Source organism: [Zimmermannella] alba NBRC 15616 (assembly GCF_001570905.1).
GTDB classification, from domain to species: domain Bacteria; phylum Actinomycetota; class Actinomycetes; order Actinomycetales; family Microbacteriaceae; genus Pseudoclavibacter; species Pseudoclavibacter albus.
Window position 1 is genome coordinate 375444 of sequence record NZ_BCSO01000001.1, and the last position, 16292, is coordinate 391735.

Sequence of the window (16292 nt, forward strand, 5' to 3'; positions counted from 1 at the left end):
CCTCAGCCTACTTGGCGAGGCAACAACATCTCGAATCGGGTGGCGTGTGTTTCCACACCCAGACATGAAGACGGGGCCCGGTGGACGAATCCACCGGGCCCCATCCGGCCTTGGGAGGGCCTCCTTACCAGCTACGAGGTAAGGAGCACTTGGGCGACGAGCAGGATGCCGCCGAAGACGAGGACGAAGACGACCATCGGCCAGACGAACTTCAGCCAGTGGCTGTACTTCATGTTGAGCATCTGGAGCGTGGCCATCACGAGGCCGGTCGGTGCGAGGTAAAGCATGGCGTACTGGCCCCACTGGTAGGCGCAGACGACCGTGTAGCGCTCGATGCCCACCGTGTCCGCGAGCGGAGCAAGAATCGGCATGGAGAGCACTGCGAGACCGGAGGAGGAGGGGACAACGAAGCCGAGGACGAAGAAGACGAGCATCATCATGATGATGAAGATCGGACCGCTCATGCCCTGGACGAGGTTCGATGCGCCGTAGAGCATCGTGTCGGAGATGAGGCCTTCCTCCATGACGAGGTTGATACCGCGGGCGAGACCGATGATGAGCGAGACACCAACGAGCGAGCTTGCTCCTTCGGTGAAGGCTTCAACCGTCTTCTGCTCGCCGAGGCCCTCGGGGCCCGTGCCAGCGAGGAACATCACGATGATCGCGATCGTAAGGAACGAGGCAGCCATCGTCGGGAACCACCAGCCGGCGGCCATAACGCCCCACACCATGAGCGGGAAGGCAGAGACGAAGAGGACGAGGATGACCTTCTTGCGCCAGTCGAAGTTCACCTTCGAAGCGTCACCCTTGAGGGCCCAGCGCTCGTTGAAGCTCTCGTGGTCTTCGTAGGTGTACGAAGCAGCCGGGTTGGCCTGGACCTTCTTGCCGTACCACCAGAGGTAGCCGACCACGACGATCGAACCGACGATGAGGCCGATGATGCGCCACATGATGCCGTCCGTGAAGGTGATACCAGCGGCGTTCGCCGCGATAACGACCGAGAAGGGGTTGATGGTCGACATCGTCGTACCCATCGAACCGGCGAGGAAGATCGCACCGACACAGATGATGGAGTCGTACCCGAGCGCGAGGAAGACCGGAACCAGGATCGGGTAGAAGGCGACAGCTTCTTCTTCAAGACCGCAGGTGGTACCACCGGCGAGCATGATGAGCGAAACGATGAAGACGAGTGCGAACTCGCGACCCTTGGTCTTCTTGGTGAGGGCCGTGAGGCCTGCGGTGAAGGCGCCGGTGGCGTTCACCACACCGATGAGACCACCGAGCACAAGGATGAAGACAATGATGTCGATCGCTTCGATCGTGCCGTGGACCATCGTCTGCGGGATGTCTTCGATGCCGGCCGGGTTGGCAGGGAGCTGCTCGTAGGTGCCCGGGATCGAAACCGGCTTGCTCAGCGTGCCCGAAGTGAACTTCTCGATCTCGATCTTCACACCGAGCTGATCAAGGGTTTGCTGCGTTGCCGGCTGTTCTGTGACCGTGCCATCAGGGGCGGTAACCGAGAGCATCTGAGTCTCATCGTTGAACTCGAGCTTCGAGTACGAGCCGGCCGGAATCAGCCACGTGCCGATGACGGCGATGATCGTCAGGGCAAACAGAATGGTGAATGCGCCGGGGAAGGTGAACTTCCTCTTGCGGCGGCCAGTGTCCTTCGAGTCAGTCGACTGCGTTGTTGGTGGTTCGACGGCTGTTGCCGCGCTTTCAGTGGACACGATTGGTTCCCTTCCAAGACGGTGGACCGGGGGAGTGATGTGGATCCATTCCGACGGCCGGGTCGGGCTGGACATCAACTATTCAAGCGATGTTGGTGAGAAAGTTCGCGACGAATTGGGGTGAATCCTTGGTGGAACCTGGGGCTAACTTCTACCTCACAGGTGTAAACCCGACTACACCCCCGGAATCATGCGGAACACTGCGCCATTGCATCCCCAATTCTCGATGAACAGCACCGCTCTGGGTGGACCCAACTGAACCTCTGTGACGGCGTTTAGGGTGTTTGTTCACTGAACACAACCCGTGCGCAACCTGAATGCCCCTGTGACTAACCTGGGAATCGAGCATCACGACCTTGACGGGAGCGCACCACATGACCATCGGTTTGTATTACTACACGCTGGCGATCCTGCTCATGTCGGTGGTCTCGGCAGCCATGTGTGTGGCGATGCTCGTGGTGACGCGTCGTCGCATTCACTTCTACGGTGCCTTGGGCCTGTGTATCGCCTTCCTCGACGTGGGGTTGACGTTCCGTACTGACTTCATGGGCGCTGGTCGCGAGGCACACATCAGCTCGGCATACGACATCAACGGCCCTATCGAGTCGTTTATCTTGGCGGCCTCGCTCGTGGCGTGCATGTATCTCGTCATGCTCGAGTTCTTCGGGAAATCCCGCCTGGGTGCGATCGTGCCTACCGCGCTCGTCCTCACACTGAGTCCGTTGGCCTTGCTCATCGAACATCCGATGTGGCGCGAATACGCCTTCTTCTCGGTTCGCGACCTTGCCTTCCTGAGCGTCTTCATTTGTGCCGCCATCTGGTACTTCCAGACCAAGGACAAGACCGAACGACTGCGGATTCGCGAACACCGACAGTTCTATTGGTGGGCGGTGTTCTTTACCGTGGCAACGCTCGTCTGGAATACCTACTTCTTGGTGTTCGTGAGCTACGACCATGTCTCACTGGATGCCATCCCATTCCTTCCGGAACGAAACTTTGCCGAGAACGCGTTGCTGGTCACCTTTGGTGTCCAGGCGTGCCACGTCGCGGTGACCTCGCTCCGGATGCGCTACGAACAGGCGCCCAAGTACACGGACGACGACCGCCGCCAGGAGTATCTCCGCAGGCGCAGCGGAGATTTCGGCAAGGCGCACGGGCTCTCGGCGCGTGAAACCGAGGTGCTGTTCCACCTCGTGTCCGGTAAAGACAACAAGGAAATCGCCGAGACGCTCTTCCTGGCCGTGAGCACCGTGAAGGTGCACATTCACCACATTCTCGCTAAGACCGGCCACAGTAATCGTGTTGAGCTCACACAACAGTTTTGGAGCCGTCTGTAACACGTCTTTACACGCCAGCGGCCGCCGATACGCTGGAGCCTCGTTCGACGACAGGAGGTTGCAGCATGGCTCGTTTCTCCGAAGTGACGCATGACACTGTGCAGTCCATCGTGCGCGCACCTCGAGGAGCCGCTGAGTGACAGGGGCACTCGCCCGCATTCGGGTCGCTGTTGCTGGCGCGCCGCCGTGGCTGCTCGCTGTCTGCGCGATGCTGTCGATTCAGCTTGGCGCAGCCTGGTCTGTCCCCATCATCCAGACGATTGGACCTGCTGGCGCGGGGTGGCTGCGCTTGCTGGCAGCCAGCGTCATGTTCCTCACGATCGCGCGTCCGAAGCTGCGTCAAGTGCGCAAGAAGGATGTCCCGGTGCTTGTCGGGCTCGGGATTTCCACCGCAGTGATGACGCTCGGCCTGTTTGCCGCCATTGACCGCATCCCGCTCGGCACCGCTGTCGCGGTCGAGTTCCTCGGGCCGCTCGCCGTCGCAGCGATTGGTGGACGCGACTGGAAGCGCATTATTTGGCCCTTCGTCGCACTCGCCGGCGTCATCCTCATGACCGAACCGTGGCATGGGCGAGTGGATCTTGTGGGTGTTGCGTTCGCGGCGCTCGCCGCAGCCGGCTGGGGTGGCTACATTGTGCTCACGCAACTTGTCGGTGACCGATTCGAGGGCTTTACGGGGCTCGCGATCACGATTCCGATTGCTACCCTCGTCGCCACACCGATGGGGATCGCCGGTTCCTGGGGCAAGATCGATCTCACCGTGGTGGTGCTCACCTTTGGTGTCGCGATCGCGAACCCCGTGCTGCCGTACATGCTCGAGCTCTTGGCACTGAGGCGGATGGATCGCGCCGCCTTCGGGACACTCGTGGCGCTCGAACCGGCGGCAGGCCTCCTCATGGGTGCGATCATCCTGGCGCAGATGCCCGACCTCATTCAGATCGTGGGCATTGGCATCGTCATCGTCGCGGGTACGGTGGCCCAGCGCTGGGGTTCCCGCACGACATCCCCTGATGACGGCGTAGACGGCGAGGGTGAATTCGACGAAGACGCGGCCCCGTTTACCGGCCCCATCATGATCGGCTAGCTGCCGCCTCGACTGCTGATCTCAAGGTCGCGAAATCTCGCGGATTGGAACCACGACAACAACTGGCCTCGACCAGCGACGAGCAACGCTCGAAAAAATCGTCCACGGATGTGGAACCTTTGCCCCGGTCATTGCATCCAATCAATGACCGCACAAGATGTGAGAACAAACTTCCAGCGAGGGACAAGGGGCAGGAACAATGGCGAGCTACGACTACTACTACGGCAACGAGTGGGACACCGACGGCAACGGCACCGTGGACACCCTGAGCTACGACTTCGACGGGAACGGTTGGGCCGACGCTTGGGAGACCGACACCGACGGTGACGGCTACACGGACACCTGGTACAGCGACTACAACGAGGACGGCTACGACGACTATTCGGGCACCTCGTTCTGGAACGCCACCAACGACAGCTACTACGCCGACACCACGAGCTACACGAACTCGGACGGCTACAGCTACTACGGCTACGAGTACGACGCCAACGGCGACGGCATCAACGAGACGAACCTCTACGACTACGACGGTGACGGCTGGGCCGACCACTGGGAGACCGACTCCAACCTCGACGGCTACAGCGACTACTGGGGCAGCGACCTCAACGAGGACGGCTTCGACGACTACGACTACGAGACCACCTACAGCGCGGCTGAGGGGTACCACTCCTACGACTACTCGCAGACGACGAGCTACGGCTACGACGAGTACACCGTTGACCTCAACGGCGACGGCTACGAAGAGACCGTCATGGTCGACTCGAACGGCGACGGCTACTACGAGACCGCCTCGGTAGACACCGACGGTGACGGCTGGACCGACACCGAGGTCGTCGACTACGACGGTGACGGCTACGCCGACGCAACGTACGACGTCTAATCCATCCCGATACCTTCACAGCACATCCCACAACAGCGCGCGGCGCCTCGGAATACCGGGGCGCCGCGTGGCCATTGGAAGGTGCCCGTGCGCTGCTTGCGCCTCCGCAGCTAGGCTGAGCGCATGGTGTGCACCCTTCGCGACATGCTCGAAACTGTGGAAGCGCTCTGGCCAAAAAACGGAGCCGAAGACTGGGACAGGGTGGGGCTCGTCACTGGCGACCCGGACGCCGAGATCACGAAGGTTCACCTCGCGGTCGACCCGGTGCGAGCAACCGTGGATGAAGCGATCGATGCAGCGGCGAGCCTCCTCATCACCCACCACCCGCTCTTGCTGCGCGGCGTCGCCTCGATCGCGGAAGACACCTACAAGGGGGCACTCCTTGCCGATCTCATCCGCGGCAATTGCGCGCTCATCGCAGCGCACACCAACGCGGACGTCGTCGAGGAAGGCCCGACCGGTGTTGTCATGCGCAAGCTCGGCGTCGAGAATGTCCGTCCCATGAACCCGCTCAAGGACCGCCCCGAACGAGGCATCGGCCTCGTCGGTGAGCTGCCGGAATCCGAACCACTTGGCCGCTTCGCACAACGCGTCGCCGCGCTCCTTCCGGCAACGGCTCAGGGCATTCGCGTGGCAGGCGAGTACGAGCGCCCCGTCACGCGCGTGGCGATGTGCTCGGGCGCAGGTGACTCCCTCCTCGGACACCCGATGGTGCGAGAAGCCGACGTCTACCTCACGAGCGATCTGCGGCACCACCCCGCATCCGAGGCGCTTGAACAGTCGTTGGTGACCGGTGGCCCAGCCCTCATCGATACGGCTCACTGGGCAAGCGAATGGGTCTGGCTTGACGGTGCCGCCGAGCGGATCCGAGCGCGTCACCCCGGCGTTGAGGTGGTGGTTTCGGAGCTCAACACCGATCCGTGGACCTTCCTCATTCCGCAGTAGACAACGGCCCCCCACGAGAAGAGTGCGACAATAGACGCCACCATGAAAGCCTCCCCGAACGCCCAGCTCCAACTGCTCGAGCTTGCTCGCCTCGACGCCCAGCGCGCACGTCTGGAGCACACAGCCAAGAACCTGCCCGAGCAGCACCACCTCCTGCAATTGAAGGACGAACGCTCGACGCGTCGCGCTGAGCTCGTTCGTCTCACGGGCGTGGTCGAGGACTCAGAGGCCGAGCTACGTCGCCAGCAGAGCGACGTCGAACTTGTTGAGCAGCGCCTCAAGCGTGATGAAGCGCGTCTTGCTGCGAGCACGAGCGTCAAGGATATGCAGGGACTAGAGCGCGAAATCGCGACGCTCAAGAAGCGCCGCAGCGACCTGGAGGACATCGAGCTGGAGCTCATGGCCCGTCTCGAACGCGAACGTGCTGAGCTCACCGACGCCCGCGAACAGCGCAACGCCGTCGAGCAGCAAGCCGATGAACTTACGGAGCTGCGCGACCGCGCCGTCGAACACCTCAAGCAGGAGGCGAAGACGAACGCGCTTGCTCGCCGTGAAGTGCTCAAGCAGCTGCCGCAGGACGTCATCGAGCTCTACGAATCGTGCCGTGGCCGCGGCGGCGTCGGTGCTGCCGAACTCGTCGGTGCCGTCACGATGGCAACCGGTGTCACGCTCGACCACGCCGACCTCACGCGCATCGCGGCTGCATCGGCTGACGACATCGTCATGTGCCCCGACTCGGGTGCGATTCTCGTGCGCACGGAGCGCTCCGCTCGCAGCTAGACTCGCTCCGAACAATGTTTAGGGCCGGCCAGACGGTCGCGTCACCCGCAAGGGTGCCGAGGAACGTCCGGGCTCCACAGAGCAGGACGGTGGGTAACGCCCACCCGGGGTAACCCGCGAGACAGTGCCACAGAAAGCAAACCGCCCTTCGGGGTAAGGGTGAAAGGGTGGGGTAAGAGCCCACCGGGGGATTGGTGACAATTCCCGCACGGTAAACCTCGTCCGGAGCAAGGTTGAACAGAGATCGCTGACGCTGCTCGCCGAGATCTCGGGTTGACCGCTAGAGCGGCACGGCAACGTGTCGCCGAGAGAGATGGCCGTCCGGAGCAATCCGACAGAACCCGGCGTATCGGCCGGCCCGCTCATTGTTCGTGCCAAGACCGCACGCTCGGTGCAGCAGCAGCCTGCGGGTCAGTGTGTTGGGGGAGTGTCTGCGTCGGCACGGAGCGAAGCAGCCTCATCGGCGAGGATCGCCGCTCCGATGATGCCAGCATTGTTGCGCAGCGCCGCCGGAATGATCGGCGTCTGCACCTCGATGAGATGCAGAAACTCCTCAGCCTGCTTTGAAATACCGCCGGACAGGATAAACACATCTGGGCAGAACAGCTGCTCAAGCTTTCGGTAGTACGGCGTGAGACGCGCCCCCCACGCTTCGAAGTTGAGGTTCTCGATTTTGCGGGCGCGTGCCGAGGCGAATCGTTCGTAGTCTGCGTGGCCGTCCAGCTCGAGGTGACCGAGCTCGGTGTTCGGGAAGAGATGCCCGCCGTGGATGAGGGCGGTGCCGATGCCCGTGCCGAGCGTCGTGACGAGGACTGAATCGAGGCGGCCGTGTGCCGCGCCAAATCGCTGCTCGCCAAGGCCAGCTGCATCCGCATCATTCGCGAGCGCAACGGCCTGCCCGAGACCGTCACTGAAGAGATGCTCGGCGTGGAGCCCGAGCCATCGCTTCGAGATGTTCGCCGCCGAATGCGTGACGCCGTGGCGAACGATGCTCGGCAGGCAGATGCCGATCTCGACGTGGTCCGAGCCACGAATGGACTTGTGCTTGCGGAGCTTGTCCGAGAGCTCCATGACCGCGTTCAGGACGTCTTCCGGTTCAGCGCCCTCGGGCGTTGAGATCTTCTTCCGCTTCGAGAGGAGCTCGCCCGTCTCGAGGTTGACAACGGCACCCTTGATACCCGTACCGCCGATGTCGATGCCGATCGCAGCTCGAGTCGGGGGAGTGAGCTCGTCATCGTGCTGCTGCTCGGGAGCGTCGTCTGCGTCGTCGAGGGCGGTGTCGCGGAGGGCATTGTGGTCGATCACACGAAAACCCTAGCCGGGCCCGCCGACAAGCCGCCGTGAGTGGCCAAGCTTTCCAGGCGCTCCTCCTACAGTGGAGATTCACCAATCCCTAGGAGAAGCATGCGGAAACCGACGCGATCCGAGTGGGTCAATTGGAACGATCTCATTGCTGGCGCGCCTGGCGGGCATTCGTTCTGGCAGCTCACGGAGTTTGCCGACCACAAGCTCCCTGAGTGGCGACCGCGACCCATCATCCACGACACCAGTGCCGGTCCCGTTCCCGTGCTGTACCTGGTTCGACGGATTCCCCTGCACGGTGAGTTTTGGTATGCCCCGATGGGGCCCTGCGTTCGTGAAGCTCAGCACCTGCGGGAGATCTGCGACGAGCTCCGCCGCGAGAGCGGTGCCTTCACTGTCGTGTTGGAACCTCTCGTGGACGTGTCGTCGGCAGAGGACGAAGCACGCATCGTCGCCTCGATTCCGGGGCTTCGGAAAATCGACGATATTCAACCCGATGCGCACACGGTCGTGCTTAACCTCGAGCAGAGTGAAGAGGAGCTGCTCGCATCCTTCAAGCAGCGCACGCGACGATCGATCCGGAAGGCTGAAAAGAACGGGGCGATCATCGAACACATCGACGATGAGTCGGCCTTTGAACCATTCTGGAAGCTCTACGAGGCGATGGCGCAGCGCGCCGATCTGCTTGGCGTCCGTCCGCGCGAATACTACGAGTCGCGGTGGCGGCTCTGGCTTGCCGCCGGCAAGGGACATTTTGTGCTGGCGAAACCTAATGCCGACATGGACTACGCCGCCGGCGCATTCCTCTGGCACGACAAGCAGTTTGTCGCCTACAAGGATGGCGGTTCACTCCGGATTCCCGAGGCGAACGGGCTGCAGTATCTCGTGCAGTGGGAGGCAATCCGTTGGGCGAAGGCTCACGACGCCACACAGTACGACCTGGTGGGCATGCCACCGAGCTGGGAGCTTGACGACCCCAACCACTTCATGCACGGACTTGTGCAGTTCAAGACTGGCTTCGGCAATGTGATCGACCGCCTTGGTGCGGTGCAGCTTGATCTGAGGCCACGCAGCACCTACTTCTTTGAGCGAGGCACGCGACGTGCCATCAGTCTCGTTGAGCGGCGACGGGGCGCAACCTTCTTCTAGACATGCCGCCTCGTCTGCGGTGCCGCTCTGAACGCAACACCGCACCCGCAATTGCATGTGGCCGCCACGCAGCGTGCACGGGCGGCCACATGCATGTTCACTAGGTGTTCGGGAGGGCGTTGGGGGTACGTCTGCTTGAGGGGAGCGTGAGGATCTCTGCGCCGTCTTCGGTGATGACGACCGTATGCTCCCACTGCGCGGTGCGGGAACCATCGGCGGTGACCACTGTCCAGTCGTCGTCCCACATGCGCCAATCCGGAGAGCCACCGAGGGTGAGCATCGGCTCAATCGTGAACACCATGCCGGGCTCGATGATGTCGTCACGGCTCGGATCATCCCAGTGCGGGATGATGAGGCCCGAGTGGAACGCGGGGCCGACACCGTGGCCCGTGTAGTCCTCGACGACGCCGTAGCCGAAGCGCTTCGCGTAGCTTGCGATGACGCGGCCGATGATGTTCACCGAACGGCCGGGCTTTGCTGCCTGGATGCCTCGGAGCATGGCCTCGTGCGTGCGTTCCACGAGCAGGCGGGATTCCTCATCAACGTCGCCAATGAAGTACATCCGGTTCGTGTCGCCGTGCACACCGTCGAGGTACGCGGTGATGTCGACGTTGAGGATGTCGCCCCCTTCGAGCACCGTTGAATCGGGGATGCCGTGGCAGATGACCTCGTTGAGCGAGGTGCAGATCGACTTCGGGAAGCCCCGGTAGCCAAGGCACGACGGGTAGGCGCCGCGCTCGGTGAGGAACTCGTGCGCAATCCGATCGAGCTCATCCGTGGTCGTGCCCGGGACCGCAAACTGCTCAAGGTGCTCGAGTGCATCGGCAGCAAGCTGCGACGCGACCCGAATCTTCGCGATGGTCTCCTCATCGTGTACGTCACCGCCGGTCCACGGGGTCGGCGCGTCTTTTCCGACGTATTCCGGTCGAGCAATGGAGGCCGGCACACCGCGCTCCGGAGAGAGTGTCCCGGGAACAAGCAGCTTGGTCTGAGGATCCTTAGGCATACTCACACTCTATGACGACTGACAAGCAGGAATTTTGGTTCAACACGAAGACGGGTCAGGTTGAAGAGGGCAAGCAGTCGCTCGCATCCGACCTTCTCGGGCCGTTCGGGAGCAGCGAGGAGGCAGCTCGCGCGCCGGAACGCCTGCAGGAGAACGCTCGCACGTGGGCTGAGGAAGAGGCCCGCGAAGAAGCCGAGTAGTCGGCAGGATGCGAAACACGACGGTGGGGTGCAGCACGGATGCTGCACCCCACCGTCGTCGTGTGTACGTGGCCTAGGCGTCGAGCGCGCCGCGCGTCATGCGCGTGACCACCTCGGTGAGAAGCGTCACACCATCGAGGAGGTCCTCGTCCTTGGTGTACTCCTTCTCGTTGTGTGAGATGCCGTCAACGGACGGCACGAAGAGCATGACCGTCGGGACGTGGTCCTTCATGTTCGTCGAGTCGTGGCCAGCCACCGTGAAGGCACGGTCGTGCGAGAGACCAAGGTCGGCAGCGCAGGCACGCGCGAGCTCGATACCAGCGTCGTCGTAGGGGTTCGCGCCCCAGGAGTGCGACTCTTGCTGCTCGATCGTGACTGAGGCGTACTCCTCGATGCCAGCCCAGCGAGCACGGAGCGCCTCATCGGCCTTCGTGAGCTCGTCGGCGTCAATGCAGCGGATGTCCATGAGCATGCGCACCTCGCTCGGCACGACGACCGGCGAGTTCGGGAACACCGTGAACTCGCCACAGCTCGTCACGATGTCGACGCCGCGGGCGAGGAACTCATCGGCAATCTCACGGGCTGCAATGACGAGCTTGGACGCGCCGACGAGGGCATCGTGGCGGTCCTGCATGCGTGTCGCCGAGTGGGCCTGGTCGCCCTTCACGGTGATGTCGTATTTCACGGCACCCCAGGTCGACTCGACGAGACCGATCGTGAGGCCGCGGTCTTCGAGGGTGTGGCCCTGCTCGACGTGAATCTCGGCGTAGCCGGCGATCTTGGGTGCCTCTTCGGTGCCGATCATTTCGAGCGCCTCGAGTGCTTCGCCGACGGTGACGCCGTCGTGGTCCTGGCTTGCGAGCGCATCCTCGATCGTGAGCTTGCCGGTGAGGACGCTCGAGCCCATCATCGAGGGCTTGAAGCGCGAGCCCTCCTCGTTGAACCAGTTGACGACACCGATGTTGTACTTCGCCGTCTCGCCGCTCTCGCGGAGGTTCTCGACCCAGCGCATTGCGGCGTGGGCTGCGGCGAGCACGCCATACGAGCCGTCGAAGCGGCCACCGAAGGGCTGCGAGTCCATGTGCGAACCGGCGAGGATGTACGGCGCACCCGGCACGAGTTCGTAGAGCGCGAACTGGTTGCCGATCTTGTCGAAGTACACGCGGAAGCCACGCGATTCCAGGATGCCGCGGAGCCAGGTTCGAACCTGAGCATCCGGGAGCGTCGCTGCCTGGCGGTCGATGCCGCCACCCGCGGTCGCACCGAAGGTCGACATCGATGCGAAGTCGGCGAGGAACGCTTCCTCACGGGTTGCCTGTGCGGTCATTACTCGGACACCTCCAGGTTCTCGGTCGTGGGGGACATCGTGGCGGGGTCCGTGACGATGTGGATGAGGCGCGGGCCGTCGAACGCGAGTGCACGCTCGAAGGCGCCGGCAAGCTCAGAGGTTTCGGTGATGGTCTCGCCGAAGCCGCCGAAGGCGCGCATCCAGGCGCCAAGGTCGGGGTTCGTCATTCCGGTACCGCTCGGGCGACCCGGGTACTGGCGACGCTGGTGCTCCACGATCGTGCCGTAGATGCCGTTGTCGACGACGAGCACGAGGGGCTTCGCGCCGTAGCGAGTCGCGACAGCGAGCTCCTGCGCGTTCATGAAGAAGTCGCCGTCACCGCAAATTGCGAAGGCGAGGCGGTCGGGGAAGGTGAGCGAAGCGGCAACCGCGGCCGGCACCGAAAGACCCATCGCGCCGTTTCGCGGACCGACGAGCGTGTTCGAGTGCAGGTGCGGAAGGTAGCGGTGGCCCCAAATGGTGGCGTTGCCGGCACCGTAGGTCATGACGGTGTCTGCCGGGATGAGGTCGCGGATGGCACCGATGGCGGCACCGAGGTCGACGCCCTCGCCGCCGTCAGGACGCGGGGTGCGGTAGCGGAGGTCGTCTGCGTGTGCCTCGTCCATGGCGGTGCGGTCGGCGCCGCTGCGCGAGGTGAGCGCGTCGAGCTTCGAGGTGAAACCGACCGGGTCTGCGTGCAGGTGCAGGTCGAGGCGGCCTGAGTGCGAGAGGAGGTCGGTGTCGGTCGAGACGATGACGGTCGTTGCGTCGAAGCCGGCGCGGTAGCCCTCCGAGAGGACATCGCTACGGCTGCAGCCGATGAAGACGAGCAAGTCGGCCTGCTTGTAGCGTTCGACGAGCGTGTCGGCGCGGCCATAGCCGAGCCAGCCCGCGTAGCAGGGGGCGTCGTGCGAGATGGCGTCGTAGGCGCGCCAGTCGAGGGCGACCGGGAGAGCCTGCGAGGTGGCCCACTCGGCGAGACGGTCGGAGGCTTCCTGCGTCCAGCCGTCGCCACCGGCAACCACCATGGGGCGCTCGGCCTTGGCGAGGAGCTCGTTGAGTTCGGCGAGGTCGTCCGGGTGGGGGAGCGCATGCTGCTTCGCGCGTGGTGCGAGGACCGGCGCATCCGTGAGCTCCTGGATGACATCCTCGGGAAGACCAATGATGACCGGGCCCGGGCGGCCGCTCGAAGCGAGGTGGAAGGCGTCGCGGACGTACTCGGCGGCGCGGGCGGCGTCGTCAAGGATCATGACGCGCTTGGCGGTCGAACCGAACCATGCGCGCAGGTCGAACTCCTGGAACGACTCGCGGTCGCGGTCGGCGACCGGGATGAGGCCGACGAAGAGGACCATCGCGGTGGCGTCCTGGTAGGCGGTGTGGACGGCGATGAAGGCGTTCGCAGCACCCGGACCGCGCGTCACCATGCACACACCGGGAACTTCGGTGAGACGGCCTTCGGCGAGTGCCATGAAGCCGGCGCCACCTTCCTGGCGGCACACGATCGTCTCGATCGAGGAGTCGTGGAGGCCGTCGAGCACATCGAGGTAGCTCTCGCCCGGAACTCCGTAGACGCGCTTGACGCCCTGCGCTTCGAGCTGCTTGACGAGCAGGTGGCCGCCGGAGAGGCGAGCCTCGGTCGTGGGTGCAGTGGTCATGTGACTCCTCATGGATGACAGGCGACGATGCCGTGGTCGGTCTTGGCTCATCATCCCAGGGCGAGTGCAACGCGGAGGGGAGCGAAAGTCACTGTTTCAACTGCTTAGGATGGGCATATGCACACTGAAGCGCGTGATCAGGCTCCAAGTCAGGCTGATTCGGCCGCGACAGCACGGTGGCGGGTGCTCATTGACGAGCTCATCGCACATCTCGATGCAATTGCTGAGCGCTTCGTGGAGCGTGCGAGCAGCGTTCCCGCCTACGCGTCCGGCCCCATTCCGCGCCAGGACGTTCGTCGCACGGCACGCGATTCGATTGGCGCACTGCTCGAACTTGCCCGCGAACACGACGGTGAACAGGGGAGCGTCTCGGCAACCGAACAGGTGCAGGCCATCGCCGACCGGATCGGTGTTCGGCGAGCGCGCGCGGACGTGCAACTTGATGACCTCTTGAGCGCGGTGCGTCTCGACTTCTCGATCATTTGGGACGAGCTCATCCGGATTGCTGAAGAGCGAGATGCGATGCTGCTCGTCACCCGCGCAAACTCCCTCTGGCTTGCCGTTGACGAGTATGCGGACCGCGTGCGCGAGAGCTACCTACGCGAGCGTGAACTCATGCGCCGCGAAGCCTCTGCTGCTCGGCATGAACTCCTGGAGCGGATCTTCCATCCGACGCCGCTCGGCGAAGACCTCAGCGAGCGCGTCCGCACCGAGTTTCGTTTTCGTCCGGATGATCGCTTCATCGTTGCGTTCGCACACGCTGCCGAGGCACAAGCTCTCGAAGAAAGCGCGGCGGTCCTTCGACGAGCCGGGGTTCTCGGCGTGACGCACGCCCGTGGTGCCGACCGACTGGCCCTCTGGGCACAACCTCGCACCGCCCGCGACCGGCAGCGAGTGGATGACACGCTGTCCGGACTCCGCTGCGGTCTCGTTGATGACATCCCCGATCTTGATCAGATCGCTGCGGCCGCCCACACGGCAGCACGTCTTGCCGCGAGTTTGACGCCCGAAGATGCGGGTGCCCTGCGCGTGATGGTGGGTTGGCCTCGTCTTGCCAGAGAAGCGCTCCGTGACGAGGGCCTCGACATTCGTGCCCGAGTTGACCAGCCGCTGCAGCGGCTTCGCGCGCCAGACCGCCGGACACTCGTCACGACCGTGCTCGGCTATCTCGAGCTCGGGAGTGTGTCGGCCGTCGCTGAGCGTGAATTTTGCCACCGGAACACGGTGCTCAACCGCTTGCGTCGCTTTGAAGAGCTCACGGGGCTCGACGTCACTGTGCCCGATGATGCGGCGATCGTCGTGCTCGCCTGGCGGTAGCGCTTACATCACGAGGAATGCTGCGAGGAAGACCTTCAAGATCATCGACAGTGGATAGGCGAGCGAGTAGCCGAGCGCCACACGCGAGTCCTCGTTCGTCTGGTCGTTGCCGAAGGCCAAGAGGCTTGACTGTGTCTGCATACCGGCCAACATGCCCGCGAAGCGTGTGCGGCCCATCTTGCCGAGCCAGCGGATGAGAACGAGCGCAACTGCGACCATCGTGATGCTCAGGATGATGCCGAGGAGCGCAATGCGCGACCAGAGGTCGCTCTCGAACGCCTGGAGAAGGTGGCCACCTGCGCGCAGCCCCGCCGCTGCGGTAAAGAGCATGAGGCCAAGATCGGTGAGCACCGTCGCTGCCGTGTGCGGCATCGCCGTGAGGAGCGGACCAATGCGCCCACCACGGCCAAGGACGAGGCCGAGCAAGAGCGGTCCCGAGCCGCCGAGCGTGAAATGACCACCCGAAGGAAGCGGAATCGGGACAGCACCGAGCGCGAGCCCCAAGGCAATACCCGCGCCGAGGAGGACGGGGTTGAGGTCGCTCAGGCCGCGGCTTGAGTCGCCGAAGAACTCGGTGAGTTCCTTCATTCGCCGCTTCGGAGCAATGACGCGCACCCGGTCACCGAGGCGGAGCACGAAGTCTGCCGTGCCAGCCATGTCGACGTCGCCACGGCGGACGCGCGAGATCGTTGCGGAGAAGCGTCGCTCAAGGTCGAGCTCCTCGATCATGCGGCCAGCGACGCCACGGTCCGAGACGGTGACGCGCATGACGTCCAGCGATCGGCGGTCTTCGGCGATGCGATAGTGCGAAACGTGTCCGAGCTCGCGAGCGATCGCTTCCAGACGGTCGGCCGGACCCACGACGTTGACGATGGAGCCCTGCGGGAGCGTATCGTCTGGCCGAACCACCACCTGGGGTGCTTCCGCGCTTCGGCTCAATCGCACAAAGCAGACCTCATCGCCGTGCTGGGCGAGAATCTCCGACACCTGCGGCGAGTCGCTCCGTTCGACACGGATCGCGCGCTCGAACAGCTCCGGCGGCGCATCCTGGTCGCGAGCGCGCCGCTGCAGGAGGACGTCCATGACCACCATGACGATGACGATGCCAATGAGGTAGGTCACCGAGTAGGCGACGGTGGCCTCTGGGCCGCCGCCCGTCGCCGCGAGACCCGGCGTCGAGTTGAGCGCGCCAGCAAAGGTACCGGCGATCGTCTGCTCATTGAGACCGAGGAACGGGCCGATGAGCCGTGCTGCGAGCGCAGCCAGCCCTAGGGCAAGTGCAACCGCGACAAGCCACGGCCACGAGCGAAAGAGGCCGTTAAAAAAGGACGGGCCGCTCGCCACACCGATCGTGAAGGCAAAGACCGCAAGGCCCAGCTGGCCGACGATCTCCGGCAGCTCCAGCGAGACACCGTACGTCGAGGCAAACACCGACATCGCGATGGCGATGAAGAGTACCGCGCTGGCCCCGAGCCGGACCCCGGCAATAGAGATCCTGCCAACGCCAGCACCAAGGGCAATAGCGATGAAGAGCGTGATGAGTGGCTGGCTAGCGAGCCACGCGAGGATCTCGGCCATGG

Annotated in this window: 14 protein-coding genes and 1 other RNA gene; 9 read left to right on the forward strand and 6 right to left on the reverse strand. The window is 63.7% G+C overall.

Annotation, left to right across the window (positions count from 1 at the left end; all coding sequences use genetic code 11):
- Positions 1-131 precede the first annotated feature (131 nt).
- Positions 132-1730 carry a YfcC family protein gene (locus ZAL01S_RS01785; protein WP_066078785.1) on the reverse strand — a complete coding sequence of 533 codons (1599 nt, stop codon included), beginning with the start codon at positions 1728-1730 and terminating at the stop codon, positions 132-134.
- A 374-nt stretch (positions 1731-2104) separates the two neighbouring features.
- Here ZAL01S_RS01785 and ZAL01S_RS01790 point away from each other — a divergent pair, with 374 nt between their 5' ends.
- From ZAL01S_RS01790 to rnpB, 6 genes are all read left to right on the forward strand, one after another.
- Complete coding sequence (locus ZAL01S_RS01790) at positions 2105-3067, forward strand: helix-turn-helix domain-containing protein (protein ID WP_066078788.1); 963 nt, start codon at positions 2105-2107, stop codon at positions 3065-3067.
- Positions 3068-3203: 136 nt separating this feature from the next.
- Positions 3204-4151: an EamA family transporter gene (locus ZAL01S_RS01795; protein WP_066078791.1), complete on the forward strand. Its 948-nt coding sequence runs from the start codon at positions 3204-3206 to the stop codon at positions 4149-4151.
- Positions 4152-4350: 199 nt separating this feature from the next.
- Positions 4351-5031: a hypothetical protein gene (locus ZAL01S_RS01800; RefSeq protein ID WP_066078793.1), complete on the forward strand. Its 681-nt coding sequence runs from the start codon at positions 4351-4353 to the stop codon at positions 5029-5031.
- 123 nt (positions 5032-5154) lie between these two features.
- Positions 5155-5976: a Nif3-like dinuclear metal center hexameric protein gene (locus tag ZAL01S_RS01805; protein ID WP_066078796.1), complete on the forward strand. Its 822-nt coding sequence runs from the start codon at positions 5155-5157 to the stop codon at positions 5974-5976.
- Between the two features lie 42 nt (positions 5977-6018).
- Positions 6019-6756: a zinc ribbon domain-containing protein gene (locus ZAL01S_RS01810; protein WP_066078799.1), complete on the forward strand. Its 738-nt coding sequence runs from the start codon at positions 6019-6021 to the stop codon at positions 6754-6756.
- A 20-nt stretch (positions 6757-6776) separates the two neighbouring features.
- Positions 6777-7121, forward strand: an RNA gene (rnpB, locus tag ZAL01S_RS01815) — RNase P RNA component class A.
- Between the two features lie 46 nt (positions 7122-7167).
- Here rnpB and ppgK read toward each other — a convergent pair.
- Positions 7168-8061 carry a polyphosphate--glucose phosphotransferase gene (ppgK, locus tag ZAL01S_RS01820; RefSeq protein ID WP_244875299.1) on the reverse strand — a complete coding sequence of 298 codons (894 nt, stop codon included), beginning with the start codon at positions 8059-8061 and terminating at the stop codon, positions 7168-7170.
- A 99-nt stretch (positions 8062-8160) separates the two neighbouring features.
- On the opposite strand from ppgK, the gene ZAL01S_RS01825 reads away from it, so the two are divergent.
- Positions 8161-9207: a lipid II:glycine glycyltransferase FemX gene (locus tag ZAL01S_RS01825; RefSeq protein WP_066078802.1), complete on the forward strand. Its 1047-nt coding sequence runs from the start codon at positions 8161-8163 to the stop codon at positions 9205-9207.
- Between the two features lie 100 nt (positions 9208-9307).
- Here the strand turns inward: ZAL01S_RS01825 and map are convergent, their stop codons facing one another.
- Positions 9308-10213 carry a type I methionyl aminopeptidase gene (gene map / locus ZAL01S_RS01830; RefSeq protein WP_083522963.1) on the reverse strand — a complete coding sequence of 302 codons (906 nt, stop codon included), beginning with the start codon at positions 10211-10213 and terminating at the stop codon, positions 9308-9310.
- Positions 10214-10224: 11 nt separating this feature from the next.
- On the opposite strand from map, the gene ZAL01S_RS01835 reads away from it, so the two are divergent.
- A complete protein-coding gene (locus ZAL01S_RS01835; protein WP_066078807.1) occupies positions 10225-10413 on the forward strand; it encodes a hypothetical protein in 189 nt (62 codons plus the stop codon).
- A 73-nt stretch (positions 10414-10486) separates the two neighbouring features.
- Here ZAL01S_RS01835 and ZAL01S_RS01840 read toward each other — a convergent pair whose 3' ends face one another.
- Together ZAL01S_RS01840 and ZAL01S_RS01845 are read right to left on the reverse strand one after the other, a co-directional pair.
- Positions 10487-11740, reverse strand: a complete 1254-nt coding sequence (locus ZAL01S_RS01840) for a M20 family metallo-hydrolase (protein WP_066078813.1) — start codon at positions 11738-11740, stop codon at positions 10487-10489.
- The gene (locus tag ZAL01S_RS01845) at positions 11740-13395 is read right to left on the reverse strand and encodes a thiamine pyrophosphate-binding protein (protein WP_066078818.1); all 1656 of its coding nucleotides are present in this window, start codon (positions 13393-13395) and stop codon (positions 11740-11742) included. The genes ZAL01S_RS01840 and ZAL01S_RS01845 overlap by 1 nt, the downstream gene beginning before the upstream one ends.
- A gap of 117 nt (positions 13396-13512) precedes the next feature.
- Between ZAL01S_RS01845 and ZAL01S_RS01850 the strand changes: the two genes are divergently transcribed.
- Positions 13513-14712, forward strand: a complete 1200-nt coding sequence (locus ZAL01S_RS01850) for a PucR family transcriptional regulator (RefSeq protein ID WP_066078821.1) — start codon at positions 13513-13515, stop codon at positions 14710-14712.
- Between the two features lie 3 nt (positions 14713-14715).
- Here the strand turns inward: ZAL01S_RS01850 and ZAL01S_RS01855 are convergent, their stop codons facing one another.
- On the reverse strand, positions 14716-16290 hold the full coding sequence (locus tag ZAL01S_RS01855; RefSeq protein ID WP_066078825.1) for an aspartate:alanine exchanger family transporter: 1575 nt from the start codon (positions 16288-16290) through the stop codon (positions 14716-14718).
- Positions 16291-16292 lie beyond the last annotated feature (2 nt).

Bases quoted from the DNA above. Each gene is read 5' to 3' on its own strand.
- ZAL01S_RS01805 (WP_066078796.1), top strand. From the start codon at position 5,155: ATGGTGTGCACCCTTCGCGACATGCTCGAAACTGTGGAAGCGCTCTGG.
- ZAL01S_RS01800 (WP_066078793.1), top strand. From the start codon at position 4,351: ATGGCGAGCTACGACTACTACTACGGCAACGAGTGGGACACCGACGGC.
- ZAL01S_RS01835 (WP_066078807.1), top strand. From the start codon at position 10,225: ATGACGACTGACAAGCAGGAATTTTGGTTCAACACGAAGACGGGTCAG.
- map (WP_083522963.1), bottom strand. From the start codon at position 10,213: ATGCCTAAGGATCCTCAGACCAAGCTGCTTGTTCCCGGGACACTCTCT.
- ZAL01S_RS01845 (WP_066078818.1), bottom strand. From the start codon at position 13,395: ATGACCACTGCACCCACGACCGAGGCTCGCCTCTCCGGCGGCCACCTG.
- ZAL01S_RS01810 (WP_066078799.1), top strand. From the start codon at position 6,019: ATGAAAGCCTCCCCGAACGCCCAGCTCCAACTGCTCGAGCTTGCTCGC.
- ZAL01S_RS01855 (WP_066078825.1), bottom strand. From the start codon at position 16,290: ATGGCCGAGATCCTCGCGTGGCTCGCTAGCCAGCCACTCATCACGCTC.
- ZAL01S_RS01850 (WP_066078821.1), top strand. From the start codon at position 13,513: ATGCACACTGAAGCGCGTGATCAGGCTCCAAGTCAGGCTGATTCGGCC.
- ZAL01S_RS01825 (WP_066078802.1), top strand. From the start codon at position 8,161: ATGCGGAAACCGACGCGATCCGAGTGGGTCAATTGGAACGATCTCATT.
- ZAL01S_RS01790 (WP_066078788.1), top strand. From the start codon at position 2,105: ATGACCATCGGTTTGTATTACTACACGCTGGCGATCCTGCTCATGTCG.
- ZAL01S_RS01840 (WP_066078813.1), bottom strand. From the start codon at position 11,740: ATGACCGCACAGGCAACCCGTGAGGAAGCGTTCCTCGCCGACTTCGCA.